Source organism: Citromicrobium bathyomarinum (assembly GCF_038594485.1).
Classification (GTDB): Bacteria; Pseudomonadota; Alphaproteobacteria; order Sphingomonadales; family Sphingomonadaceae; genus Alteriqipengyuania; species Alteriqipengyuania bathyomarina_A.
Genome location: NZ_JBCFZG010000004.1, coordinates 282881 through 307447, shown reverse-complemented (window position 1 = coordinate 307447; position 24567 = coordinate 282881). Strand labels below are relative to the sequence as shown.

The following is a 24567-nucleotide window of genomic DNA, read 5'->3' as shown; positions in this document are numbered from 1 at the left end:
GTGTCACCTTGGACAAAGTGCTGTTTGCATTGGCGTTTTTGGCGAATTGGCACGTAGAGCGACACTTTTGTGGTGTGGCGGGGATGGATGATTGCTTGCAGGGCGCAATAGCGCGGAAGATGCGGCGTAGGAAAGGTGGCGCGGTTTCCCACTTCACCCTCCCGTCACTTCACCCCCCCAACGTCATCCCGGACTTGATCCGGGATCAGGCTTCTCGCGCCAAACGGTGCGTTCGAAGGAAGAAGCACCACCCCGGATCAAGTCCGGGGTGACGAGATGCCTAAAAACCCAAGATCCGCTCAAGGTCGGGATGCGCCGCATCATTCCCACTGATCCCATGCCCATCCTCGCGGAAGCTTACGATCGCTTTAGGCGAGCGTTTGACCGCCTTGTCGTAACGCTTGCGGGGCGACCCGCTCGCAATCATCTCAGCGCTCAACCCGGCGGTGCGTAAGGACGCGAGCGCCCTGCTAGCCCGATCCAGCGCGACGTCGCTGGTGTCTTCCACCACGATGATGGCCTCAGCAGGCTCCTCACCCTTCTCCCCCACCAGCATAGCCAACCGCTCGATCCCCGCAGCCCAGCCGACCGCAGGCGTCGCGGGCCCGCCAAGGCTCTCGATCAGCCCGTCGTAGCGCCCGCCGCCGAGGATCGTGCTCTGCGAACCCAGCGCGTCTGCCGCCGCCGAGCCTTCGTCGGGGATGAACTCGAACGCGGTGTGGCGGTAGTAGTCGAGTCCGCGCACGAGGCTTTCGGCGCGCTTCCACTTCACGCCTGCGGCATCGAGCCCGCTGGTTACGGCATCAAAGAATGCCCGTGCATCGTCTGAAAGATACGCATCGATCTTGGGCGCATCCGCCACGAAGCGCTGATCGCGGCGGTCCTTGCTGTCCAGAATCCGCAGCGGGTTCTTCTCCAGCCGCTCCTGCGATTCCTCGCTCAGCTCGTCCTTCACGCTGCGGAAGTGTTCGACCAGCGCAGCGCGCCATGCCTCGCGAGAATCGCCGTCGCCCAACGTGTTGAGGTGGAGCGTCACGCCCTCTATCCTCAGCTCGCGGATCACCTGGTCGGCCATCGCGAGCAGCTCGACATCGGCCTGAGGCTCTGCCGCACCGATAATCTCGGCGTCGATCTGGTGGAACTGGCGGTAGCGGCCCTTCTGCGGGCGCTCGTAACGGAACAGCGGGCCGTGGGTTGCCAGCTTCACCGGCGCGTGCTGCTGCCAGCCGTTCGTCAGGTACGCACGCGCGATTCCCGCCGTGAATTCGGGCCGCAGGGTGAGCGATTCCCCGCCGCGATCCTCGAAGGAGTACATTTCCTTGGAAACGATATCGGTCGTCTCGCCGATCGAGCGGGCGAACACCTCGGTCTTTTCGAACACGGGCATTTCCGCGCGGCGGAAGCGGTAGAGCCTGCGCACCCGTTCGAAGGTTTCGACCACGAAGGCGAACGCCTCTGCCTCGGCCCCGAAAATGTCCTGCGTGCCGCGGATTGCCTGCGGCGTCTTTGTCTTTGCCATGATGGGCGAGCGCTTAGCGTGCGGGCCGCATAAACGAAAGCGGGATACATTATTGCACCCGCGCGCCATTCATCGCATGACGTGCCCCCATGAAGACACTCCTCCTCGGCGCCGCCCTCCTCCCCCTCGTCATTGCCACGCCCGCGATCGCGCAAAGCGACATACGCCCTGCCGGCAACACTGCCCCGGTGCAGGAACAGCTGGCCGACACGACGCCGCTGCCCGCCGACACGCCGTGGCCGGGCGGCACGATTGCGCTGGATATCGACGCGACCGATACCGCACGCGGCGTCTACAGCGTGACGCAGACCATCCCCGTCACCGCCGACATGCGCGAGCTGCACCTGCTGTTTCCCGAATGGCTGCCCGGCAACCATGCCGCGCGCGGGCCGATCAACCTCATCAGCGGCATCCGCTTCACCGCAGGCGGCAAGGTGCTGGAATGGAAGCGCAACCCGCTCGACGTGTACGAGCTGATCGTCGATGTGCCTGCAGGCACCAAGGCGGTGAAGGCCGAATTCGTCCACACCTCGCCTGTCACCGGCAGCGAGGGGCGGATCACCATGACGCAGGAAATGCTCAACCTGCAGTGGGAAAAGATGAGCTTCTACCCCGCCGGGCATTACGTGCGCCGGATCGCGGTGAAGCCGACGGTGAAGGTTCCCGCGGGCTGGCGCGTGTTCACCGCGCTCGACGGGCAGGCCCGGAAAAACGACACGGTGACCTGGCAGACGGTCGACTACGAAACGCTGGTCGATTCGCCGATCTTCGCGGGCAAGTATGCGCAGCAGTGGCAGCTGGACGACGACGTGCGGCTCGATGCGGTGGCGGACAAGGCCAAGTACCTGGAGCTCGCCCCTGAAAATCTCGCCCGCTTCGAACGGCTGATCGACGAGGCCGATGCGCTGTTCGGCGCACGGCATTTCGATCACTACGACATCCTGCTCGCGCTGACCGACCGGATGGGCGGCATCGGGCTGGAGCATCAGCGTTCGGCGGAAAACCAGTACGAACCCACCGCGCTGATCGACTGGGACGCAATGGACTGGGATCACAACGTCGTCAGCCACGAACTGGTGCATAGCTGGAACGGCAAGTATCGCCGCCCGGCGGACCTGTGGACCCCCGACTATCGCACGCCGATGCAGGATTCGCTGCTGTGGCTCTACGAAGGGCAAACGCAGCTGTGGGGCTGGGTGCTCGCCGCGCGCAGCGGCCTGCAGAAGAAGCAGACCTTCCTCGATGCCTTTGCGGGCTATGCAGCCAATTACGCGGAAGGGCAGCCGGGCCGCGCATACCGCTCGGTCGCGGACACCACCAACGACCCGATTATCAACGCGCGCCGGCCGGTGCCCTATTCCTCGCTGTCGCGCAGCGAGGACTATTACGTCGAAGGTGCGCTGACCTGGCTCGAAGCCGACCAGATCATCCGCAAGGGCACCGACGGGGCGAAGGGGCTGGACGATTTCGCCAAGGCCTTCTTCGGGATGAACGATGGCGACTGGGGCCAGCTGACCTACGATTTCGACGAAGTCGTCGACACGCTGAACGGCGTCTATCCTTACGACTGGGCCGATTTCCTGACCACTCGCCTGCTCGAACCCGATCAGCCCGCGCCGCTGCGCGGGATCGAGATGGCCGGTTACAAGCTGGTCTGGAAGGACGAAGCGAACAGCTACGACAAGGGCCGGATGGGCAACTACAAGTACCTCAACCTGTTCTACTCGCTTGGCGTGAACCTCGGCAGCGATGGCAAGGTGAGCGGCACCTTGTGGGACGGCCCTGCCTTCAACGCAGGCATCGTCAACGGCAACACCATCGTCGCGGTCAACGGCATCGAATATTCGAGCGATGCGATCAAGGACGCGATCACCGCTGCCAAGGACGGCAAGGAACCGATCGAACTGCTGGTCAAGCGGGGAGACACCTACCGCACGGTCGCGATCGATTACCACGGCGGCCTGCGCTACCCGTGGCTGGAGCCGGTCGGCGAGGGTGAACAGCCGCTCGACAGGTTCCTGGAACCGCGCGCCGGGGAGTGACGCCATGGCTGGCGGCCGGGCGCCGCATGACTGACGAAATCGCTTCGGAAAGGCTGCCGGTGGGTATCGGAAATCGGCTGGCACCCGCGCGTTTCCTCGTCTTTCTTGCGGTGCTGGCCGGGGCCTATGCGATTGCCCGCGCGACCATGCCGGTGCAGGACTGGCGCGATGGGGTCGCCATCGCCTTCGATGCGGGCGCGCTCGTCTTCCTCGCCTCGCTCGCGCCGATGCTGCGCAGTCACTCGGCGGAATCGATGCGCCACCATGCCGCTGCCAACGATGCCAACCGCCTGCTGGTGCTCGCGCTGAGCAGCCTGCTGACGCTGGTGGTGATGGCGGCGATCACCGGCGAGCTGGCGGGGGCCAGCAAGGGCGAGTGGCCTGCGATCATCAAGCTGGTCGGCACGCTGCTGCTGATCTGGCTGTTCGCGAACAGCGTCTACACGCTGCACTACGCGCACGCATTCTACACTTCGGCGAGCGAAGTTCATGGTGCACGCGGGGCCGATGGCGCAGACCGTAACGCGCCGGGCGACCGGGGCGGTCTGGACTTCCCCGGTACGCCCGCGCCCGATTACCGCGATTTCGCCTACTTCGCCTTCACGCTGGGCATGACCTTCCAGACCAGCGACGTCGGCATCACCAGCAGCCGCATCCGCGTTGTCAGCCTGATGCACTGCTTCGCCGCGTTCGTGTTCAACATCGGCGTGATCGCGTTCACGATAAATACTCTGGGCGGATCGTAACGCGGTAGTTGCAGTGCAGCATCGCTGTCGTTAAGGGCGCGCGTCATGCGCATCGACAAGATCCCCACGGGCGACAACCCGCCCGAAAGCCTCAACGTCATCATCGAGGTTCCGACCGGCGGCGAGCCCGTGAAATACGAGTTCGACAAGGAATCGGGCGCGCTGTTCGTCGACCGTATCCTCCATACGCCGATGCGCTACCCCGCGAACTACGGCTTCGTGCCGCACACGCTCTCGCCCGATGGCGACCCGCTCGACGCGCTGGTGATCGCGCGCAGCCCCTTCATCGCGGGCTGCGTGGTGCGTGCGCGCCCGATCGGCGTGCTCAACCTTGAAGACGAGCATGGCGGCGATGAAAAGCTGATCTGCGTGCCGATCGACACGACCTTCCCCTATTACTCGGACGTTGCCGAGACGAAGGACCTGCCGAGCATCATCTTCCAGCAGATCGAGCACTTCTTCACCCATTACAAGGATCTGGAAGCCGAAAAGTGGGTCCGCGTCGGCGAATGGGGCGACGCGGCCGAAGCCAAGCGGATCGTGCTCGAAGCGATCGAGCGGTACGAGAAGGGCTGAGCCAAAAATCCTCCCCGCTTTTCCCGCAGGGACAAGAGGGGAGGGGGACCGCGCGCAGCGTGGTGGAGGGGTTTTGCCTTCCAAGCCCCTCCGTCAGCCGCCTGACGGCGACTGCCACCTCCCCCCGTGCGCCTGCGGCGAAAACGGGGAGGATTTCAGTTCATATCATTCCACCGGCCGTCGATGGTCGAGCAGGTCGCCTTTCTTCGGCGTCTTCTCCCGCTCTTCTTCGACCATGTCGTCGATCTCGTTGCGCGGAGTGACGTCGGCGGTGGGTGCCTCGGCATCGGGTTTCGGCTTCTTTGCCCGCCATTCCACGCCGTCGCGGTCGGCGATGTTCTCGAACGGCAGGCTGGCCGAGCGCGGGTCGAACCGCAGGCGGTAGATCGGTTCGGGCAGGCCGAAGCCGGCTGTTTCCAGCGCGGTCTTCACCGTCGGGATCGCCACGCTCTGCGCCTTGTACCAGTCGGCTTCGCGCTGATCGACCCAGCCGAGGAAGCGCACCACGACCGAGGAATCGCCGACCTCCACGATCCGCGCCTCGGGTGCCGGGTCGGCGAGCACGAAGGGCAGCTGCGCCAGCGTCTCGCGCCCCAGCTCGGCGGCGGCGGTGGCATCGTCGTCCGGATCGACGCCGAGCGTGAAATCGAAGCGGCGCTGCGGATTGCGGGTGAAGTTGACGATCACCGCCTTGAACACCGTGCTGTTGGGAATGCGCAGGTGGTTGCCTTCCAGCGTCATCAGCACGGTCGCGCGGCTGGTCAGGCGGACCACGCGCCCCTCCTGATCGTCGATCTTCACGAGGTCGTTCGCGCGAAACGGCTGGCGCAGCGACAGCATCAGCGAGGCGACGTAGTTTTCCACCATATCGCGCATCGCAAAGCCCAGCGCGATGCCGATCACGCCCGCGCCGCCCAGTACCGCGCCGAGCAAGGCGGTCGCGCCGATGATGTCGAGCGCGATGACCAGCGCAAAGATGATCGAGGCGAAACGGATCGCGCTCGCCACCAGATCCGCTAGGAAGCTGTTGGGTGTGAAGATGCGCCAGACGAACTTCAGCGAGGCGATCAGATAGCCGACCAGCAGGATCGCAAGACCGATCAGCGCGGCGACCCCGATCACCGGGAGCATCTTGCCCGCTTCGCGCAACCGGTCGAACAGCGCGGTCACGATATTGGCCGTGTTGCTGAGCGAGGTATCGCGTGCGACGTCGTTCTGCACCGTCACCACATCGAAGCGCGATGCGATCGCGCCCGCCCGGTCGATCGCGTCCTGCGTCGGCGCGGAGCCTGTCAGCCGGACCACGCCTTCGGAGACGGAGACATCAATATCGGAAAATTCGTCAACCTGGCCGTAAATGCCGCTGAGCCGCTCGGCAATGCGCTGGTCGCTTGCCGGATCGCGCCGATCGTCGAGCGCGCCCGAGGGTTCGCCCGGAGCAGCGGTAGAGTCGGATGCCGGCTCGCCCCCGAGGCCGGGCAAGGCAGCGTGGAGGGGCGCGGTCGCGCCCGCAAGGCCCAGGCACGCAAGCGCAAGCGCAGCCAGAATTCGCAGCATCACATCGAAGCCCCCCTCTTTGCGCCCCAAATTGAGCCCTGCCAAATTGAGCCCTGTCGAAGAGCTTCGGTGTCTCCCTCAGTCGGGGAAGGCCAGCGCGAAAACCAGTGCGAGCAGCAATGGAACACCCGCGGTCAGCAGCCAGAGAGCCGCCTGATCGAGCCTGAAGGCACCGCGCAGCGACGGATCGTGCGCCCTGGTATCGTCCAGCCGGGTCCAGCGATGCTCGAAAAACCGCAGCACAGGAATGAACCCGCCAACCATCACAACCAGCAGCAGATAGGCGGTGATCCCTTCGAACGCGTGCTTCATCTTGGGCATGGTGATGAAGATCAGCAGCGCAGTCGTGACCAGCAGGGCCCACGCGATATTGTCGCTGATCGAGGCCTTCCAGTCGACCTCGTGCGCGGTCTCGTCGGTGTTGGTGTCGAAGGTGTTCATCCCGGCTCCTCTTGCAGCCCCCTGCCGGGCCCTCGATACGCCGGGCACCCCGCAGGCTCAAGACCGCAAGGCATCATCGCCCGATTCCTTTACGTCGCAGCCATTGTCACTTTCGCCACGCTCCCCATCTGCTAGGCACACAACCATGGCCGAGATCGACCCCACAGACATTGCGCAAAGCCACGCCGAGACGGAGGCGAACGCAGCGCCGCCCCTCCCGCAGGGCGGGCTGGAAGTCGTTTCGATCGCGAAAAGCTACGACAAGCGCGCCGTTCTGACCGACATTTCGCTGTCGGTGGGCAAGGGCGAAGTCCTGGGCCTGCTGGGGCCCAACGGCGCAGGCAAGACGACCTGTTTCTATTCGATCATGGGGCTGGTGAAGCCCGATAGCGGCCGCATCCTGATGGATGGCGAGGATGTGACCGGCCTGCCGATGTATCGCCGCGCGGTCCTGGGTCTCGGCTATCTGCCGCAGGAAACCAGCATTTTCCGCGGGCTGACCGTGGAACAGAACATCGCCACCGTGCTCGAACTGGCAGAGCCCGACCGTGATGCCCGGCGCGAGGGGCTGGAGCGGCTGCTCGACGAATTCGGCCTCACCCGCCTGCGCAGCGCGCCCGCGATGGCGCTTTCGGGCGGCGAGCGGCGCCGCTGCGAAATCGCCCGCGCGCTGGCCGCCAACCCTTCGATCATGCTGCTCGACGAACCTTTTGCAGGGATCGACCCGCTCTCGATCAGCGACATCCGCGATCTGGTATGCGACCTCAAGGATCGGGGGATCGGCGTTCTGATAACCGATCATAACGTTCGGGAAACGCTCGATATCGTAGACCGAGCCTGTATCATCTACGGGGGACAGGTCCTCTTCGCGGGCACCCCGCAGGATCTGGTGGCAGACGAGAACGTGCGCAGGCTCTACCTTGGCGAGAACTTTACTCTTTGATTTGCTGGCCCCTTGCGATCGTATCGCGAGAGGAAATGCCGGCAGCCAGGTTCGGCACCGCCCCACACCCTCGCCCGGCCACCCACGAATGTATCCTGAATGGGTGGCCGGGCGGGGGTGTGGGCCGGTGCCGGGCGCAGGGATCGGCGCAAGCCGAGCCCGAATAGACGCCACGAAGACGCGGGCCGGTACCGGGCGCAGGGATCGGCGCAAGCCGAGCCCGAACGGACGCCATACCTAATGTCACTCGCCCCGCGCCTCGACCTGCGCCAGTCGCAATCGCTGGTGATGACGCCGCAGCTGCAGCAGGCGATCAAGCTGCTGACGCTGTCCAATCTCGAAATCGAAACCTTCATCGGCGATGCGCTGGAGGCCAACCCGCTGCTCGAAATGGGCGAAATTCCGCGTGCCGAACGCAGCGGATCGGACGACGGCGATGCGCCCGAAACCCCACGCGAAGAGCGCGAGTCCGATACGCTGATCGCAGAGGGTGCCGCCGAAAGCGACGCCCCGACCGACCTTTCTGCCGCCGAGATGGAGATCGACCGCGATACCGGCGACGGCAGCTGGGGCGCTGCGGATGGCTTCGGCGGTGAAGACGAAGGCCTGGGGATCGACCAGCATGGCGGGGCTGCGCTGTCGCTGTCGGAATACCTGCACGCACAGGTCGGCGCGGCGGGGCGCGACGATCGCGAGATTTTCATTGCCCGCGCGATCATCGAACGGCTCGACGAGGCGGGCTACCTGGGCGAGCCGCTGCGCGAAATTGCCGATACGCTCGGCATTCCGCTTGCCGAAGCCGAGCGTGCGCTGGAGCTCGTCCAGACGCTCGACCCCGCGGGGGTCGGCGCGCGCAACCTCGCCGAATGCCTCGCGATCCAGGCGCGCGAGGCGGACCGCTACGACCCGTGCATGGCGCGGCTGATCGACAATCTGGAACTGGTCGCGCGCGGCGAAGTCGCCCGTCTCCAGAAATTATGCAACGTCGATGCCGAGGACTTCGCCGAGATGCTCGCCGAATTGCGCGGCTACGATCCGCGCCCCGGCCTGACCTTCGGTGAACAGGGGGGCAGCGCGGTCGTGCCCGACATCCTGATCTCGCCCGCCACCGACGGGGGCTGGCGGATCGCGCTCAACGAAGCGACGCTGCCGCGCCTCGTGGTCAATCGCCCCTACCTGGTCGAACTGCGCGATGGTTGCCGCGACCGCACCAGCCGCGCCTGGCTGAAGGAAAAGCTGGAGGATGCGCGCTGGCTGATCCGTGCGCTCGACCAGCGGCAGAAGACCATCCTTGCGGTGGCGAGCGAGATCGTCACCCAGCAGCAGGGCTTCTTCCTCCACGGGGTCAGCCATTTGCGGCCGCTGACGCTGAAGCAGGTGGCCGAAAAGATCGAGATGCACGAAAGCACGGTCAGCCGCGTGACCAGCAACAAGTTCCTGCACTGCCCGCGCGGCACCTTCGACCTCAAATACTTCTTCACCAGCGGGGTCGGCGGTGGAGAGGACGGCGAAGGCGCGAGTGCCGAAGCGGTCAAGGCGCGGATCAAGGCGCTGACCGACGCCGAAGACCCCAAGGCAATCCTCTCCGACGACAAGCTGGTCGATCTGCTCAAGGCAGAAGGGTTCGACATCGCCCGGCGCACGGTCGCCAAATATCGCGAGGCGATGGGCATCGGATCGAGCGTGCAGCGCCGCCGCGCGAAGAAACTCGCCGCGATCGGGTAAGCTTTACGCGCGCTCGAGAACCGCAAAATACGTGACGTTGTCGGCGCTGTCCTGAACGTCCGCTGCCAGCACTTCGAGTCTGTAAAGCTCGGCGGCCCTGGTCGAGGCGAGGGCCGCACGGGTGAGCGACCCGGCTGCGGCGACCTCGCTCGCCGCCCCGGCTGTGTCGCCCGCCTCTTCCTCCCTCACCCCGAGGCGGGAAAGAAAATGCCGGCATTCCGCCAGCGCCATCGGATGGCTCGCCACGACCTCGATTTGATCGAGCCGCGCGCCGGGTATGGCGAGGCAGTGGAACACCACCGGCTGCGGATGCACATCAATCCGCGTGACCGGCAGAGAGGCGATCAGTGCCTCCACTCCCGGTACCGCGCCCGCAATCGAATTCTCGAACGGGATGACCGCCCGGTCGCAATCGCCGCCGACCAGCGCGTCGCACGCCATTCGGAAAGTATCGAAGCCGATCGGCTCGTCATCTGGGAAGCGGCCAAGGCACGCGAGTTCACCGAAGGCACCGGGGTGCCCGCCATACGCAATGCGCATCGTCTGTTATCCGGATCGTGTGCGGGTCAGGCGGCGGCGCGCGACAGCGGGGCAACCCGCTCGATCACGCACAGGTTCAGACTACCCGATACGGCAATCGGGCAGACCGCTTCGCCCCGGCCAAGCCGCGCGGCAAGCTCTGCCTGTTCGAGCACCGCGAAGCTGCGATCCTCGCCCAGCCGGTCGGGCGAGAGGCGGCCGACCGCCAAGGCGGAACCGCGTCCGCCTTCGCCGAGCAGTCCGTCGATGATTGCCAGTTCCGGATCGTCGCGAAGCCCGGACCACCAATCGCCTTCGCCGATTTCGATCAGGGCGATGGCCTTGCCCGTACGCGCCTTGTCCAGCGCCGCCTCGGGTGACGCCATTTCGCGGATCGGGATGATCGTGCCGAAGCGTGCGCGTGCCATCAGGTGCATCCTGGCAGGGTGGCGCGAGGCGTTGAGCGCGATTTCGATCGGGCGCTGCGCCTGCAGGTTGATCGCCATCAGTTCGCGCCAGATCGCCGCGATGCTCGCGTCCGGAATTCGGCGGGTCAGCGTGCCGAGCCGGTCGATCACGCTCGCCTCGCGCGCGGGGCGCAGGAGCAGTTCGTTCGCGTCTTCGGTCTTGCTGTCGTCGGACTTGGCGGCGGCGATGGCGGCGGCGAGGTCGAGCCGCTTTTCCATCAGCGCCAGCAGTTCCTGGTCGAGCGTGTCGATCTCTTCTCGCAGGGCGTCGATGGCGCGAGCATTGGTGTTGGCAGTGGTCATGTCGGATATTCGCTTTCGGTTCGTGGCCTGCGCACAGCTCGTCTGGCGGCGCGGCTCTGGTCTCGTCGATGTGGGAGGATGGTGGCCGCTTGTCGCGTGCGGCCTACGCGGGTTCCGATACGCCGCTCAGGCGTACCGGCCGTTAAACGAACCGAAATAATAGTAATAATAATAGGAAGCGTATGCGCCGGTGGGCGCGATGATCGAAACTGGGGCCGAAGCGGGGATTGCAATATCCCGATGCTTGGTCATGATGATTCGCTCCTGAGGCATGGTGAGTAATGAAAGCGCAGCCTCGCGCGCTTGCAGCGTAACGAAATAACGCCCTAAGCGCGATTGCGCAACCACCCGATTTCGCCGGATGGTCTGCTGTGGCAATCGGGTGACAGCACACAGCAGCCACAGTTCGACTCATATTCGCCCCGCTTCGTCGCGCCCGGGCGCCGTTTGAATCGCTTTACGCGATGTTAACCTTTTCCGTTCAGACCTTGTGTGGTTAATGAAACGCAACCCGTAACCAACGGGGAATGCAGCACATCCACTGGGCAAAGGGGGCGACCCATGCGCGTATTGCTGATCGAGGACGAGCCGACCACGGCCAAGGCCATCGAGCTTATGCTTACCACCGAAGGATTCAACGTCTACTCGACCGATCTCGGCGAGGAAGGCCTCGATCTGGGCAAGCTGTACGATTACGATATCATCCTGCTCGACCTGAACCTGCCGGATATGCACGGCTACGACGTGCTCAAGAAGCTGCGCGTCGCCAAGGTGCAGACGCCCGTGCTGATCCTTTCGGGCATTGCCGAGATGGACTCCAAGATCCGCAGCTTCGGCTTCGGTGCCGACGATTACGTGACCAAGCCGTTCCACCGCGAAGAGCTGGTCGCGCGCATCCACGCGGTTGTGCGCCGTTCCAAGGGCCACAGCCAGTCGGTCATCCGCACCGGCAAGCTGGCGGTGAACCTCGACGCGAAGACCGTCGAGGTGGATGGTGCCCGCGTCCACCTGACCGGCAAGGAATACGCGATGCTCGAACTGCTTAGCTTGCGCAAGGGCACCACGCTGACCAAGGAAATGTTCCTCAACCACCTGTATGGCGGGATGGACGAGCCCGAGCTCAAGATCATCGACGTGTTCATCTGCAAGCTGCGCAAGAAGCTCAGCCATGCCTGCGATGGCGAGAATTACATCGAAACGGTGTGGGGCCGCGGCTACGTACTCCGCGATCCTTCGGAGGAAAGCGCCGCCGCCTGACACGGTTTTCAGCGACTAACCAAAAGGCCCGGGGCAGTGCTCCGGGCCTTTCGCATTTGGGGCATTGACCGAATTCGCTTGGAAACAGCCCGGCCTTCTGCGAATTCGCGGAAGATTTCGGGATTAGCAGCCAGACCAAATGTCCATTCTATCGGAATACTCGGCCCAGATCGGGCTCGTGCTGCTGATTGGCGCATTCCTCGCCTTCGTCCTCGAGCAGCGGCCGCCCGTGGTCATCGCCGTGGTCGCCGGCGCGATCATGCTCGCGCTGGGCTATCTCTCGCCGCAGGAAATGCTTGCGACCTTCTCCAACTCCGCACCGATCACCATCGCCGCCATGTTCATCCTTACGGGTGCGCTGCTGAGGACCGGCGCGCTGGAGGAGATATCGGGCTGGGTCGTTCGCCGGACCACGCGCCGTCCGCGCCTTGCCACGGGCGAAATCGCGCTCGGCACGATCCTGGCCTCGGCCTTCATGAACAACACGCCGGTGGTGATCGTGATGATCCCGGTGTTCCGCAAGCTGGCCCAGGTGCTCGGCGTGGCGGTAACCCGGCTGCTGATCCCGCTGTCCTACTTCGCGATCCTTGGCGGCACGCTGACGCTGATCGGTACCTCGACCAACCTGCTGGTAGACGGGGTTGCGCAGCAGCGCGGGCAGCCGGCCTTCGGCATCTTCGAGATTACCGCAGTCGGTGCGGTCGGCGTGCTCGCGGGCATGGCAGTGCTGCTGATCCTCGGCCCGTTCCTGCTGCCCAAGCGTGGACCGCGCATCGAAGACGCGGCACGTGAAAGCGATATCTACCTGACCCATCTGACGCTGATGGAAGACAGCAGCCTGATCGGGCGCAAGCTGGCCGACACCAATATCGCGCGCCGCCCCGGGGTGAAGATCGTCGCGATCCAGCGCGGTAGCGAGATTCATCGCAAGGACCTGGGCGAATTCGTACTCGCCCCCAACGACCAGCTGATTGCCAGCGCGAGCCCCGAGGAGATCACCTCGCTCGCCGAAGCGGCCGATTTTCGCACCGGGCTGGTGGGCCTTGGCGGGGGTGTGCCCACAGCGCGCGCCGCGCGGCCGGCCGATCTGCGCTATGTCGAGGCGGTGGTGTCCGGCGCGCACCCGGTGGTCGGCCAGCGGCTCGCCGAAATCCCGCTCCTTTCGCGTCTCAACGTCCGCGTGCTCGGCCTGTCGCGCCCGCGTCATGTCGCCGGGCCCAACCTTGCCGACGTGCGCGTGCGCGCGGGCGACCGGCTGCTGATTGCCGCTGGTGCGGGAGCCGCGCAGGCGCTGCAGGGCAATGTCCAGCTGACCAATGTGGGCGTGACCACCGCGCAGTCCTTCCGTCGTCACAAGGCCCCGATCGCCGTCGCGACGCTGGCGGCGGTGGTCATCGGCGCGGCGCTGTTCGACCTGCCGATCGAGGCGATGGCGGTTGGCGGGGTCGCCCTGGTGCTCGCCACGCGCTGTATCGAGCCGAGCGATGCATGGGCCAGCCTCGACGGAAACACGCTGGTGCTCATTTTCGGGATGCTCGCGTTCGGCAAGGGGCTCGACAATGCAGGCTCGATCGAACTGATCGTCGGAACGCTCCAGCCGCATCTGGCGTCGAGCTCGCTGCTGGTGCTGATCCTGCTGGTGTACGGCGTCACCAGCCTGCTGACCGAGGTGATCACCAATAACGCGATCGCGGTGATCATGGCGCCGCTGGCAATCGGGCTGGCGCAATCCACTGGCGTCGATCCGCGGCCGCTGATCGTGGCGGTGATGTTCGGTGCGAGCGCCAGCTTCGCGACCCCGATCGGATATCAGACGAACACGCTGGTGTATGGTGCGGCCAACTATCGCTTCGCCGACTTCGTGAAGATCGGGGTGCCGATGAATATCTGCGTCGGCATCGCCGTCAGCTTCGCGATCTACGCCTTCTTCGGTTGAGCAGCGCAAGCGGGTGGCTGGCGCTCACCGCCCCTACCAATCGTCCCACTCCTCATCGCAGCTCCACAGCGCGTCGATGGCAGGCTTCGTCTCGCCAAGATTATACTGGACGAAAAGCCCCCCGTCAGCGGGGCGGATGATGATCCAGTCGGTCTGCCCCAGGCGTGTGAGGTCGCTCGCGTCCAGCATGACGTCGAGGTGGGTCTTGCCGCCTTCGCTATGCAGAAGTCCCCTACGCGTGACGTCGGCACTGCGTTTCCAGTCGCGGGTGAACCAGATTTCCATGGTCGTGGACTGTTGCGGCATCGTCCATCTCGGATCGTAGACCGAGAGCAGCTTGTCACCATCGTAGTCCATCGTCAGTTCGAAGGTGATGTCCGCACCCGGGTCGACGAACTTGGCGCGCATGTAGCAAATGTCCAAACCGTCGTCGTAGCCGACGCTCCATTTGCCGTATTGGGCCGCGTGCGCTGGCACCGGCGCGGTCGTTGCAGACACAGCGAGCGCGCCCGCCGCCAGCGAATATCCGATACGCATTGCCCCTCACTCCTCCGTCGAACGCCAGAAATTAAACCGTGGTCAGCGCCTTGGCAATCGATTGTCGTAACGCTGCTTGCGCCTTGCTGCTCGCACCGGCTGGACAGGCCCAGTCCCCAGCGGCTAGCGGCGCGGGCATGACCGCACACAAGGAAGGCGACCCCACCACGCTCAGCCGGCTCTATGGCCGCAGCATCGGCAAGCCGCTGCGCGCGCGCCAGCAGGCGCTGGTCGACGAGCTGCTGCCCAGGATCGCCGTGCCCGAAGAAGGCCCGATCACCGCCGAGAGGCTGTTTGGCGAGGATTGCCCGCTGCATTTCGAGATCGGCTTCGGCGGGGGCGAACACCTCGCCTATCACGCCGACCTGCTGCCCAACCACGGCTTCATCGGGGCAGAGCCGTTCCTCAACGGCGTCGCGCAGGCGCTGGTCCATGTCGAGGAACAGCGGCTCGCCAATGTCCGCTTGCACGATGGCGACGCGCTGGGCGTGCTCTCGCGCATTCCCGACGGGGCGCTGACGATGGCCTATCTGCTCCATCCCGACCCCTGGCCCAAGGCGCGCCATGCCAAGCGGCGGATGATGAACGACGGGCCGGTGCGGATGATCGCGGACAAACTGAAACCCGGCGGCGAGTTCCGCTTCGGCACCGACCATCCCGTCTATGTGCGTCACGCGCTGATGGTGATGCGGCGCTTCACCGATCCCAAAACTGGGCCGTTCCAATGGGTGGTCGATGGCCCCGCCAGCTTCCAGCAGCGCCCCTCCGGCTGGTGCGAGACCCGCTACGAGAAGAAGGCGCGCGAGCAGATGGGTCACGAAGTCTGGTATTTCCGCTTCCGGCGACGCTAGCCCCGGAACGGTGCGGCGGGGCGTCGATTGAAGAGGGTATAGGCAACCCCGAAAGACACCCCCCGTGATCACCACCACCAACCCCGCGACCGGCGAGACTATCGCCGAATACGAAACACTCGACCAGAACGGCATCGACCGGAAACTCGAGACCGCCACACGTACTTACCGCGACTGGCGGACGACCTCGCTCGACCAGCGGACCAAGGTGCTCGCCAAGCTCGGCGACCTGTACGAAGCGAACCAGGAAGAGCTTGCGCGGCTGGCCGTTACCGAGATGGGCAAGCCTATCACGCAGGCGCGCGCAGAGGTCGGTAAGTGCGCCAACCTGCTGCACCACTTCGCCGAAAACGGCCCGCCGATGCTCGAATCGCGGTTCTGGGAGCTGTCCGATGGCGGCAAGGCGGAAGGGCGCTGGCTGCCGCTCGGCCCGGTGCTCGCGGTGATGCCGTGGAACTTCCCCTACTGGCAGGTGATCCGCTTCCTCGCCCCGACGATCCTCGCAGGCAATGTCGGCCTGCTGAAGCATGCCAGCATCGTGCAGGGCGTCGCCAAGCGGATGGAGGAACTGGTGCTCGATGCCGGCGGGCCAGAGGGGCTGTTCCAGAACCTGTGCGTCTCGTCCGACCCGATCAACGACGTGATCGCGGACCCGCGCGTCGTCGCTGCGACGCTGACCGGTAGCGAGGGTGCGGGTAGCGCGGTTGCCGCGCAGGCGGGCAAGTACCTGAAGAAGGTCGTGCTCGAACTGGGCGGCAGCGACCCGTTCATCGTCATGCCCTCGGCAGACATGGACCAGGCGGTGAAGGACGCGGTGACCGCGCGCATCCAGAACAACGGCCAGTCGTGCATCTGCGGCAAGCGCACCATCGTCCACGCGGATATCTACGACGACTTCGCCGATCGCTTCGTGGCCGCGCTGAAGGACGTAAAGCTGGGCGATCCGATGGACGACGATACCGAGCTTGGCCCGCTTTCGAGCGAAGGCCAGCGCGATACCGTGCTCGACCAGGTCGCCAAGGCGAAGGACGAAGGCTGCACGCTGGTGTTCGGCGGCGAAAAGATCGACCGACCCGGCGCGTGGATGACCGCCGGTCTGCTGACCGATGTTCCGCTTGCCAGCGAAACCGGCACGGACGAGATTTTCGGCCCCGTCGGGCAGCTCTACAGGGCGAAGGATATCGACGAGGCGACCACGATCGCCAACGCCATACCCTACGGCCTCGGCTCCGCCGTGTGGACGACGGACGAAACCGAGCAGGAACACTTCGCCAACAAGATCGAGGCGGGGATGACCACTTTCAACGCGGTCAACGGATCGAAGATCGAAGCGCCCTTCGGTGGCATCAAACGCTCCGGCCACGGGCGCGAGCTTTCCGAGTTCGGCCTGCACGAATTCATGAACCTCAAGACGCTGGTCCACCCGGCCTAAGGAGATACGACCATGAGCAAGCAGATCCTCATCATCGGCGCATCGCGCGGCATCGGCCTCGGCCTTACAAGGGAATTCGCCGGCCGCGGCTGGCACGTCATCGCAACCGAGCGCTCGCCGAGCGAGGGCTTGCGCGATGCTGCGCGAGACCATGACAACGCCATCGAGATCGTCACCGTCGATGTGACCAAGCCCGACACCTATCGGGGCCTGTCGAGCAAGTTCGGCGAAGGCGCGCTCGACGCGATCATCGTCAACGCCGGGATCACCGGCGCATCGCATCAGTCCGCCGAACAGGCGACCGACGACGAAATCGCGCATGTGATGCAGACCAATGCCTATGGCCCGGCACGCGTGGGCAAGGCCCTGCTGCCGCTACTGAAGGACGGCGGTACGCTGGCCTTCATGTCCTCGCTGATGGGCTCCATCGCGGACAGTTCGGGCGGCTACGAATTCTACCGCGTCAGCAAGGTATCGCTGAACATTCTGGCCAAGGGCATTTCCGAGAACCAGGCGAAGGAGCGCAACGTCGAAGTCCTCTCGCTCCACCCCGGCTGGGTACAGACCGACATGGGCGGGCCGAACGCGAGCATCACCGTCGGGGAAAGCTGCACCGGGCTTGCCGACGTGGTCGAAAAGGCCGGCGGCGGCGGCTATCGCTTCGTGAACTACAAGGGAGAGGCGATCCCCTTCTAGGAGACCGCTCCACTACTCTCCGCTATTCGACCACTCCGGCTGCGGCCAGCACCGCCAGCGTCAGCACGTCGGGCACATTGGCGGTCACCGGCACGATCTGGACGGGCTTTTCCATGCCCACCAGCATCGGGCCGATAGTCGCATCGCCGCCCAGTTCGCGCAGCAGCTTGGCCGAAAGGTTGGCCGATTGCAGGCCGGGCATGATCAGCACGTTCGCGGGGCCCGACAGGCGGCTGAAGGGATAAAGCGCCATCACCTTTTCGTTGAGCGCGGCGTCGGGCGCCATCTCGCCTTCGTATTCGAAGCCGGGCTGCTTTTCGTCGAGGATGTGCACCGCGTCGCGGATATTCTCGAGCCACTTGCCCGGCGGGTTGCCGAAGGTGGAGTAGGAAAGGAACGCGACGCGTGGCTCGTGCCCCATGCGCCGCGCCACTTCCGCCGTCTCGCACGCGATGTGGGCAAGGTCCTGCGAAGTCGGGCGCTCGTTGATCGTGGTGTCGGCGAGGAAGGTCGTGTGGTTCTTGCCCACCAGCATGTGAATGCCGAAAGAAATGCCGCCCGGCTTGGGGTCGAGCACGCGGCCGATCTCGCGCGCGGTCTGCGCATAGGTGCGCGTCAGGCCGGAAATCAGCGCATCGCCATGACCCAGCGCGACCAGCAGCGAAGCGAAGACGTTGCGGTCCTGGTTGACCATCCGGCGCACGTCGCGCTCGGTATAGCCGCGGCGCTGGAGCCGCTTGTACAGGAAGTCGACCATTTCGGGCACGTGCTCGCTGTCGGCCGAGTTCTGGATCTCGAAGCTGCCGGTGTCCGCCACGCCGAGCATGTGCATCTTGTCGGCCACGGCCTTGGTCCGCCCGACAAGGATCGGCGTGCCGTAACCGAAATCGCGGAACTGGATCGCCGCGCGCAGCGCGACATCCTCTTCCGCCTCGGCGAAGACCACCCGCTTGGGATTGGCCTTGGCTTCCTCGTACACGCGGGTGAGCACCGATGTGGTGGGGTTGAGACGCGATTTCAGCGCCAGCCGGTATGCATCCATATCCTCGATATGGAACTGCGCCACGCCCGACTTCATCGCCGCTTCCGCGACGGCTGAGGATACCACTTCCATCAGGCGCGGATCGAACGGCGCGGGAATGATGTAATCGGTGCCGAACTTCTGGCTTTTGCCATAGGCCGCGGCGACCTCTTCGGGCACGCGTTCCCGCGCCAGCCCGGCAATCGCCTCGGCGGCGGCGATCTTCATCTCTTCGTTGATCGCGGTCGCGCGCACATCCAGCGCGCCGCGGAAGATGAAGGGGAAGCCGAGCACGTTGTTGACCTGGTTGGGATAGTCGCTGCGCCCGGTCGCGATGATCGCGTCGGGGCGCACCGCCTTGGCTTCCTCCGGCATGATTTCGGGCACCGGATTGGCCATCGCGAAGATGATCGGCGACTTCGCCATCTTCTCCACCCATTCGGGCTTGAGCGCACCGGCAGCCGACAGGCCGAGGAAAATATCCGCGCCTTCGAGCGCTTCCTCCAGGCTGCGCGCATCGGTTTCGACCGCGTGCGCGCTCTTCCATTGGTCGACATCAGCACGACCCGGGTAGATCGGGCCGGAACGGTCGCACACGATCACGTTTTCGTGCGGCACGCCGACCGACTTGATCAGCGCAGTACAGGCGAGCGCACTCGCCCCCGCGCCGTTGACCACCATCCGCACGTTCTTGAGATCGCGACCGGTCAGGTGACAGGCGTTGATCAGCCCGGCCGTGGCGATGATCGCGGTGCCGTGCTGGTCGTCGTGCATCACGGGGATGTTCATCCGCTCGCGCAGCGCCTGTTCGATGATGAAGCATTCGGGCGCGGCGATGTCTTCCAGATTGATCCCGCCGAAGCTCGGCTCCATCAGCGCGACCGCTTCGATGAACTTGTCCGGGTCTTCGGTATCGAGCTCGAGATCGATCGAATCGACGTCGGCGAAGCGCTTGAACAGAACCGCCTTGCCTTCCATCACCGGCTTGCTGGCGAGCGCGCCGAGATTGCCCATGCCGAGGATGGCGGTGCCGTTCGAGATGACGGCGACGAGGTTCGAACGCGCGGTGTATTTCGCGGCATTGGCAGGATCGTCGGCGATCGCCTGCACCGGCGATGCGACGCCGGGCGAATAGGCAAGGCTGAGGTCGCGCTGGGTCGCCATCGGCTTGGATGCGATGATCTCGATTTTCCCGGGGCGGCCAGCCTCGTGATAAAGCAGTGCCTCGCGTGCCTCGAAGTCAGCATTCTTGTCGTCAGCCATGTGCGCCCTTTTCGTGTCCGCGTTCGTCCCGATGTCGCGGGTGCCGTAGAGGCAACGCCCGCAAACCGCCAGTGGTGCCAAGCAGCTTTCGGCGAATGCGACAGGGGACAGGCGAAACCCGCTTGCTTCCCGAATCGGGGTCCGGATCGCTAGGCCGGTCAGCGTGACGGCAAAGCTCACCCCGATGATGGAACAGTACCATGCGTTGAAGGCGCAGGCCGGCGAGTGCCTGCTGTTCTATCGCATGGGCGACTTTTTCGAGCTGTTCTTCGACGATGCGAAGGTCGCCGCGGGCGTGCTCGATATCGCGTTGACCAGCCGGGGCGAGAGCGGCGGAGAATCGGTGCCGATGTGCGGCGTGCCGGTGCATGCGGCGGACGGCTACCTCGCGCGGCTGATCCGTGCGGGCCACCGGGTCGCGATTGCCGAACAGGTCGAAACGCCTGACGAAGCAAAGGCGCGCGCCAAGGCCGAGGGCAAGCCGTCGTCCAAGGTGCTGGTCGCGCGCGAGATCATCCGCTTCGTCACCGCAGGCACGCTGACAGAGGACGCATTGCTCGAACCGCGCCGGGCGAACCGGCTGGCGGCGGTGTGCGAGGTGCGCGGCAGTGTCGGCATTGCGGCCTGCGACATCTCGACCGGGCGGCTGGAGCTGGAGGAATGCGGCCCCGATGGCCTTGCCACCGCGCTCTCCCGCCTCGGCGCGCGCGAGATCGTTGCGCCAGAGGATTGGGAGCCTGCGCCTGCCGATGCGACCCTGCGCCCGCCCTCCGACTTCGCAAGCGAGCGCGGGCGGCAGCGGCTGCAGGAGCTGCACCAGGTCGCCACGCTCGACGCCTTCGGGGATTTCGGCCGCGCAATGCTCGCGGCGGCAGGCGGCCTGCTCGCCTATCTCGAACATGCCGGGCGCGGGACGATGCCGTTCCTCCTGCCGCCGACCATCAACGCGACCGACGCGACGATGGCCATCGACGAGGCGAGCCGGACGAGTCTGGAAATTACCGCCACCCAGAGCGGAGAGCGCGCGGGCAGCCTGCTCGGTACGGTCGACCGCTGCGTGACGAGCGCGGGCGCGAGGCTGCTTGCCGAAGACCTCTCCGCGCCGCTTGCGCGCAAAACCGAGATCGAGGCGCGGCTCGCGCTGGTGCGCTTCTTCCACGAGGACCCGATCCTGCGCGGCGATGTGCGGCTGGCCTTGCGCGCGATTCCCGATGTCGCGCGCGCGCTCGCGCGGCTGGTGGCGGATCGCGGGAGCCCGCGCGATCTGGGGCAGGTGCGCGACGGGCTGGCGCAGGCGCGCGATCTGCACGGTTCGCTCTCACGACTGCCGGATCGCCCCGCGCTGCTCGACACGCTGCTACCCGACCTGACCGGCCACGGCGCGCTGGTCGACGAGCTGTCACGCGCGCTGGTCCCTTCCCCACCGACCGAGCGGCAGAGCGGCGGCTATATCGCCAGCGGCTACGACCACGCGCTCGACGCCCTGCGCGAGACCAGTGGGAATGCGCGCCGCGCGATTGCCGCGATGGAGGCTCGCTATCGGCAGGAGACCGGGATCTCTGCGCTCAAGATCAAGCATAATGGCGTGCTCGGCTATTTCATTGAGGTGCCTGCGCGCCACGGCGATGCGCTGATGAAGCCCGACAGCGGCTTTACCCATCGGCAGACGATGGCGAACGCAGTGCGCTTCAACTCGGTCCACCTGCATGAAGAGGCGAGCCGCATTGCCGAGGCTGGCGGACACGCTCTGGCAGCCGAGGAGGCGCACTTCGAAGCGCTGGTCGAGGCGGTGGTGACCGCACGCGAGGCGATCGCCCGCACCGCCGACGCGCTGGCGCGGATCGATGTCGCCGCCGCGCTGGCGGAGCGCGCTGCCGAGGGCGACTGGTGTGCGCCCGTCATCGAGGACGCGCCGTGTCTGGAGATCGTCGGCGGACGGCACCCGGTGGTCGAGGCTGCGCTGACCAAGGCGGGCGAGCGTTTCGTGCCCAATGATTGCGTTCTGAATCTGCCTGACGGCGGGCTGCACCGGGCGCAGGCCTTGCCCGAGCAAGGCCGAACCGGCGCCACCTCACGCCTTTGGCTGATCGGCGGGCCGAACATGGGCGGTAAATCGACATTCCTGCGCGCCAATGCGCTGATCGTGCTGCTGGCGCAGGCGGGCAGCTATGTGCCCGCAACATCCGCGCGCATCGGGCTGGTCGACAGGCTGTTCAGCCGCGTCGGCGCGAGCGACAATCTCGCGCGCGGACGCTCCACCTTCATGGTCGAGATGGTCGAGACCGCGACCATCCTGGCGCAGGCGACGACCCGCAGCTTCGTGATTCTCGACGAGGTCGGGCGCGGCACATCGACCTATGACGGGCTGGCGCTGGCCTGGGCGGTGGCCGAGGCGATCCACGAGAAAAACCGCAGCCGCTGCCTGTTCGCAACGCATTATCACGAGTTGGCTCGGCTTGCCGAGAGCTGCGATGCGCTCTCGCTCCACCACGTCCGCGCGCGCGAATGGCGGGGCGATCTGGTGCTGCTGCACGAGGTTGCCGAGGGGCCCGCAGACCGATCCTACGGGCTCGCGGTCGCCAAGCTTGCCGGGGTGCCGGGCGCGGTGATCGACCGGGCATCGACCATTCTGGCGAAGCTTGAGAAGGGCCGAGAGGAAACCGGCGGGCTTGCCTCGGGTCTCGGCGACCTGCCCCTGTTCTCTGCCGCCGCGCAGGCGCAGCAGGAGGAATGCGACACGCTGCGCGATCGGCTCTCGGGTCTGGATATCGACGCGCTCAGCCCGCGCGAGGCGCTCGACCTGTTATACGATCTGAAGCGCGAAGCCGGCGAAAGCTAACCTTCGCTGGATTTGCCATCTTGCGATGCGCCGCTAGGTTCTCTCACCATGGCGCAGGACGATCCTCCCGAAAACCCGGACAAGAGCACGCAGTGGGCGGAGTTCCGCACCGACCTTGCCGAAGATCGTAACATCATGGCGATGGAGCGGACCTTTGCCGGCTGGATGCGCACCGCTTTCGCCGCGATCGGTATCGGCCTGGGTTTCCGGGCGCTGTTCGGTTCGTGGGACCCTGCGTGGATGCCAAAGGTCATCGCGAGCCTGTTCATCCTTGGCGGAGGGTGGCTCGCCATCACCGCGCAGCAACGCGCATGCAAGACGCTGGCCCGGCTCAACACGCACGAATTCGCGCCTATCCCGACGCCCAATTTCCGTGTGATGGCCTATGGGGTCTCGATCGGCGCAGTGGTGGTGACGATCGGCCTGTGGGTGCTGGTCGAGGGCTGAGCCCCCGACCGCAAATCAGGTGCCGTCGCCGCGCAGCCCGTCGGGCTTGGCAGGCTTGCCGTATTTGTCGACATTGTCGTCGTGGTTGGGCTCGCCGCGATAGGCCGACATGTCGATCGTGTTGCCGCGATCCATCTGGTTCATGTGATCGACCAGATCCTGCGCATCGGGCGCGGTCAGCCCGCTCTTCACGTGCGAGCTGTCGGTGTTGAGGATCGTTGTCGTATGGTCCTGCGCCTGGTCGGCAACAGTCTGCGCCTGATCATAGGCACCGACCTGCTCCGAATTTTCGTTTTCGGGCGCAAGTTCGTCGGTCTGACGGCGCTCGCCATCGTAATTCGTGCCGTCGGATTTGCTGTTCGTGTTGCTCATCGGGAAATCTCCTTTCCCCATGAACGGGTGGAGCGATTGAGCGGTTCCGGAGGGTTTTCCGGTTCGGTACCGGCCCGCACCCCACCCGGCCAACCCACAGGATACTACCGATGGGTTGGCCGGGTGGGGGTGCGGGCTGGCGCCGCTCAAAACCTCAGCGCGTCGGCACCGGGGCATCGCCCGAATAGTCGTAGAACCCGCGACCGGACTTGCGCCCGAGCCACCCGGCTTCGACGTATTTTACCAGCAGCGGCGCTGGGCGATACTTGCTGTCGCGCGTGGTGCGATAGATCACCCGCAGGATGTCGAGGCAGGTATCCAGCCCCACAAAATCGGCCAGTTGCAGCGGACCCATCGGGTGGTTGAGGCCGAGGCGACAGCCCAGATCGATATCCTCGATGCTCGCGGTCGACTGGCCGAGCACGAAGACCGCTTCGTTGATCATAGGCAGCAGGATGCGGTTGACCACGAACCCGGGTTCGTCCTGGCTCAGCACCACTTCCTTGCCCAGCTGATGCGCGAAGGCCATCGTGCGGTCGGTGACATCCTGGTTGGTGGCAAGGCCCGGGATAACCTCGATGAGGCCCATCACGGGGACCGGGTTGAAAAAGTGCAGGCCGATGAACCGGCCCGGATCGGGCGACCAGTTCGCCATGCGCGTGATCGGGATCGAGCTGGTGTTGCTGGCGAGGATCGCTTCGTCCGCCAGCACCTTTCCGGCATCCTCGAAAATCGCCTGCTTGATCTCTTCCTTCTCGGTCGCGGCTTCGATGATCATCGCGGCTTCCGCCATGGGTTCGACATTGGCAACCGCGGTAATGCGCCCCATGGTCGCTTCGGCTTCGGCGGGCGCGATTTTGTCGCGCGAAACCAGTTTGCCAAGCGCGCGCTCGATCCCGGCGCGCGATTCTTCGGCAATAGCCAGCTCACGATCGGTCAGCAGAACCTTCAGCCCGTGCTGGGCGATGGTCTGTGCAATGCCCGAACCCATCTGGCCCGCGCCGATAACGCCGATTGTCTGCATTAAACTTCCAGTCCTTCGCATCTGCAATACGGATGGTGCACTAGCGAAGGGGCC

The 24567-nt window shown here is 65.3% G+C and carries 22 protein-coding genes; 12 read left to right on the top strand and 10 right to left on the bottom strand.

The window, feature by feature from the left end; all coding sequences use genetic code 11:
- Positions 1–280 precede the first annotated feature (280 nt).
- Positions 281–1519: a histidine--tRNA ligase gene (hisS, locus tag AAG591_RS07160; protein ID WP_342530409.1), complete on the bottom strand. Its 1239-nt coding sequence runs from the start codon at positions 1517–1519 to the stop codon at positions 281–283.
- An 89-nt stretch (positions 1520–1608) separates the two neighbouring features.
- Here hisS and AAG591_RS07155 point away from each other — a divergent pair, with 89 nt between their 5' ends.
- The 3 genes from AAG591_RS07155 to ppa are packed head-to-tail and all read left to right on the top strand — an operon-like array spanning position 1609 to position 4883.
- A complete protein-coding gene (locus AAG591_RS07155; protein ID WP_342530407.1) occupies positions 1609–3561 on the top strand; it encodes a M61 family metallopeptidase in 1953 nt (650 codons plus the stop codon).
- Positions 3562–3587: 26 nt separating this feature from the next.
- Positions 3588–4307, top strand: coding sequence for a DUF1345 domain-containing protein (locus AAG591_RS07150; protein WP_342530406.1), 720 nt, complete (start codon positions 3588–3590; stop codon positions 4305–4307).
- A 45-nt stretch (positions 4308–4352) separates the two neighbouring features.
- The gene (gene ppa / locus AAG591_RS07145; RefSeq protein ID WP_342530405.1) at positions 4353–4883 is read left to right on the top strand and encodes an inorganic diphosphatase; all 531 of its coding nucleotides are present in this window, start codon (positions 4353–4355) and stop codon (positions 4881–4883) included.
- Between the two features lie 165 nt (positions 4884–5048).
- Here the strand turns inward: ppa and AAG591_RS07140 are convergent, their stop codons facing one another.
- Positions 5049–6440 carry a mechanosensitive ion channel domain-containing protein gene (locus AAG591_RS07140; protein ID WP_342531227.1) on the bottom strand — a complete coding sequence of 464 codons (1392 nt, stop codon included), beginning with the start codon at positions 6438–6440 and terminating at the stop codon, positions 5049–5051.
- Positions 6441–6518: 78 nt separating this feature from the next.
- Entirely contained in the window at positions 6519–6881 is a 363-nt protein-coding gene (locus AAG591_RS07135) for a hypothetical protein (RefSeq protein WP_342530404.1), read from the bottom strand.
- A 145-nt stretch (positions 6882–7026) separates the two neighbouring features.
- On the opposite strand from AAG591_RS07135, the gene lptB reads away from it, so the two are divergent.
- On the top strand, positions 7027–7824 hold the full coding sequence (gene lptB / locus AAG591_RS07130; protein WP_342530403.1) for an LPS export ABC transporter ATP-binding protein: 798 nt from the start codon (positions 7027–7029) through the stop codon (positions 7822–7824).
- Between the two features lie 240 nt (positions 7825–8064).
- Complete coding sequence (gene rpoN / locus AAG591_RS07125) at positions 8065–9549, top strand: RNA polymerase factor sigma-54 (RefSeq protein ID WP_342530402.1); 1485 nt, start codon at positions 8065–8067, stop codon at positions 9547–9549.
- Between the two features lie 3 nt (positions 9550–9552).
- Here the strand turns inward: rpoN and AAG591_RS07120 are convergent, their stop codons facing one another.
- The 3 genes from AAG591_RS07120 to AAG591_RS07110 form a co-directional block, all read right to left on the bottom strand.
- A complete protein-coding gene (locus AAG591_RS07120) occupies positions 9553–10089 on the bottom strand; it encodes a prephenate dehydratase domain-containing protein (RefSeq protein WP_342530401.1) in 537 nt (178 codons plus the stop codon).
- Between the two features lie 26 nt (positions 10090–10115).
- Positions 10116–10838, bottom strand: a complete 723-nt coding sequence (locus AAG591_RS07115; protein ID WP_342530399.1) for a chorismate mutase — start codon at positions 10836–10838, stop codon at positions 10116–10118.
- A gap of 126 nt (positions 10839–10964) precedes the next feature.
- Positions 10965–11186: a hypothetical protein gene (locus tag AAG591_RS07110; RefSeq protein ID WP_342530398.1), complete on the bottom strand. Its 222-nt coding sequence runs from the start codon at positions 11184–11186 to the stop codon at positions 10965–10967.
- A gap of 213 nt (positions 11187–11399) precedes the next feature.
- On the opposite strand from AAG591_RS07110, the gene ctrA reads away from it, so the two are divergent.
- Together ctrA and AAG591_RS07100 are read left to right on the top strand one after the other, a co-directional pair.
- Entirely contained in the window at positions 11400–12095 is a 696-nt protein-coding gene (gene ctrA / locus AAG591_RS07105; protein ID WP_342530396.1) for a response regulator transcription factor CtrA, read from the top strand.
- A gap of 139 nt (positions 12096–12234) precedes the next feature.
- Entirely contained in the window at positions 12235–14031 is a 1797-nt protein-coding gene (locus AAG591_RS07100) for an SLC13 family permease (RefSeq protein WP_342530395.1), read from the top strand.
- 33 nt (positions 14032–14064) lie between these two features.
- Here the strand turns inward: AAG591_RS07100 and AAG591_RS07095 are convergent, their stop codons facing one another.
- Positions 14065–14568, bottom strand: coding sequence for a hypothetical protein (locus AAG591_RS07095; protein ID WP_342530394.1), 504 nt, complete (start codon positions 14566–14568; stop codon positions 14065–14067).
- 137 nt (positions 14569–14705) lie between these two features.
- Here AAG591_RS07095 and trmB point away from each other — a divergent pair, with 137 nt between their 5' ends.
- The 3 genes from trmB to AAG591_RS07080 all read left to right on the top strand — a co-directional run bounded on the left by trmB (position 14706) and on the right by AAG591_RS07080 (position 17547).
- Positions 14706–15419 (top strand): tRNA (guanine(46)-N(7))-methyltransferase TrmB, encoded by a 714-nt coding sequence (gene trmB / locus AAG591_RS07090; protein ID WP_342530393.1) that lies wholly within the window; start codon positions 14706–14708, stop codon positions 15417–15419.
- 64 nt (positions 15420–15483) lie between these two features.
- Positions 15484–16851, top strand: coding sequence for an NAD-dependent succinate-semialdehyde dehydrogenase (locus AAG591_RS07085; RefSeq protein WP_342530392.1), 1368 nt, complete (start codon positions 15484–15486; stop codon positions 16849–16851).
- Between the two features lie 12 nt (positions 16852–16863).
- The gene (locus tag AAG591_RS07080; protein WP_342530391.1) at positions 16864–17547 is read left to right on the top strand and encodes an SDR family NAD(P)-dependent oxidoreductase; all 684 of its coding nucleotides are present in this window, start codon (positions 16864–16866) and stop codon (positions 17545–17547) included.
- Positions 17548–17569: 22 nt separating this feature from the next.
- On the opposite strand, the gene AAG591_RS07075 is transcribed toward AAG591_RS07080, so the two are convergent.
- The gene (locus tag AAG591_RS07075) at positions 17570–19831 is read right to left on the bottom strand and encodes an NADP-dependent malic enzyme (RefSeq protein WP_342530389.1); all 2262 of its coding nucleotides are present in this window, start codon (positions 19829–19831) and stop codon (positions 17570–17572) included.
- Between the two features lie 184 nt (positions 19832–20015).
- Here AAG591_RS07075 and mutS point away from each other — a divergent pair, with 184 nt between their 5' ends.
- On the top strand, positions 20016–22670 hold the full coding sequence (mutS, locus tag AAG591_RS07070) for a DNA mismatch repair protein MutS (protein ID WP_342531226.1): 2655 nt from the start codon (positions 20016–20018) through the stop codon (positions 22668–22670).
- 48 nt (positions 22671–22718) lie between these two features.
- Positions 22719–23117: a YidH family protein gene (locus AAG591_RS07065; RefSeq protein ID WP_342530388.1), complete on the top strand. Its 399-nt coding sequence runs from the start codon at positions 22719–22721 to the stop codon at positions 23115–23117.
- Positions 23118–23132: 15 nt separating this feature from the next.
- Here AAG591_RS07065 and AAG591_RS07060 read toward each other — a convergent pair whose 3' ends face one another.
- Both AAG591_RS07060 and AAG591_RS07055 read right to left on the bottom strand, forming a co-directional pair.
- Entirely contained in the window at positions 23133–23489 is a 357-nt protein-coding gene (locus tag AAG591_RS07060; protein WP_342530387.1) for a hypothetical protein, read from the bottom strand.
- 154 nt (positions 23490–23643) lie between these two features.
- A complete protein-coding gene (locus AAG591_RS07055) occupies positions 23644–24513 on the bottom strand; it encodes a 3-hydroxyacyl-CoA dehydrogenase NAD-binding domain-containing protein (protein ID WP_342530386.1) in 870 nt (289 codons plus the stop codon).
- Between the last annotated feature and the right edge of the window lie 54 nt (positions 24514–24567).